Genomic DNA, 1,376 nt, shown 5'->3' on the forward strand with positions numbered 1-1,376 from the left:
GTGATGGGAGAGCATGTTCAAGAGTGGATTCTAAATGTTCAGATAAAGACATAAAAAAAATGAGCGTATTTACATACACTCATTTTTACTACATTTTACTAAAATTTGCTTAACTGACTGGCATTACACTATTGTGAGCCTTTCTTTTTCTTCATATCTTCATTCAATTGTTCTTTAGCCCATCCGCTAAAATCATCCAGTTTATTAGCATAGGCCAATAGATCGGCATCGTGTGAATTCTCAGTATTGAAGCTGACTAGCTTTTGCTTGCGCTTTTTCTCATAGCGAGTTTTGGGCGTATCGTTAGGCTTGTTCATGCAATGGCCTGTATATCGCCCCCGATGTGCGGGCTTTTTTATTGAATAAACGCTTCTTCCATAGGATTGTTTCGCAAATTGAAGAAATGTAGTGATTACATGCGTCCTAATTTCAGGTTTTATCAGGTTCAAACCTTAACAATTGCTAACAGTGCAGCAGAAAAACATGCCGTAATGGTGCCATAATGATTTCAGGTTCAACCTTAGGATTACTTAGGATTTACGCCGTCTGGAATAATAGGTTTTGATAGGTTCTAATCTAGCTCTATCACTCTCTTTATGAGGTGGGAAGTTCACAGAATATAATGTTAGGCTTAATTTGATCGCCTAAATAATTAAGCAAATGCATGGTGTTTTATGTCGAAAGGTAGCGTAGAGAATTATGGTTTTATAAGCATTAAGCAGCTTAATCTGAGAAGTTTATTCAGTGATGAATACCTGAAACAACATAGAAATATCAGCATTACTGCGAGTAATGACTACGGTCGGTTTAATCTGGACTTAACTCACTCAGCTTGTAACTACGGCGGTGTAAGATTTTGGTTTTTATGCTCATGCGGTAAACGCTGTACCAAACTATATTTTAGATGCAGTACGTACGCTTGCAGACAATGCCAGCAACTCAACTACATGTCACAACAATGGAATAAGTCTGATTTACCACTACTACGTGTCAGACGGCTACGGAATCGCTTGCAATGGTCACAAGACCTTAGAGAGTGGTCGATACATCAAAAACCCAAAAACATGCACTGTAGAACATTTGCTGCACTTGTAAGGGAGCTAGAAAAAAGAGACCAGGAACGGCTACAGACCCTTGTTGCTTATCTGTCAGGCCTATCAAGTATTCACTCCCCAAATTAAAAATATTAAAAAACCTCCCAGAGGAGGCTGTTTTTAATCTTCTACAGAAAGGATTGCCACTGTTGTATGGTAAGCATCCGCTGAACGCCATCGCCAAGTTTTAACGGGGTTCAGGTTTCCAGCGGTGAGGTAGTAATTCTTCTATTTGGGGCACTTTATGTGTTGGCAACCTTTTCAGCACATCACTTAAATAGG

General features: G+C 39.2%; 1 protein-coding gene. It reads right to left on the reverse strand.

Features of this window, described 5'->3' with window-relative positions; all coding sequences use genetic code 11:
- Nucleotides 1–128 precede the first annotated feature (128 nt).
- Nucleotides 129–317: a hypothetical protein gene (locus FTT63_RS15420; protein WP_180192479.1), complete on the reverse strand. Its 189-nt coding sequence runs from the start codon at nucleotides 315–317 to the stop codon at nucleotides 129–131.
- Nucleotides 318–1,376: the final 1,059 nt, after the last annotated feature.

It is taken from the genome of Acinetobacter sp. C15 (assembly GCF_013420645.1).
Taxonomy (GTDB): Bacteria; Pseudomonadota; Gammaproteobacteria; order Pseudomonadales; family Moraxellaceae; genus Acinetobacter; species Acinetobacter indicus.

Excerpts from the sequence above, each read along its gene's own strand:
- FTT63_RS15420 (WP_180192479.1), bottom strand. The coding sequence starts at position 317 with ATGAACAAGCCTAACGATACGCCCAAAACTCGCTATGAGAAAAAGCGC.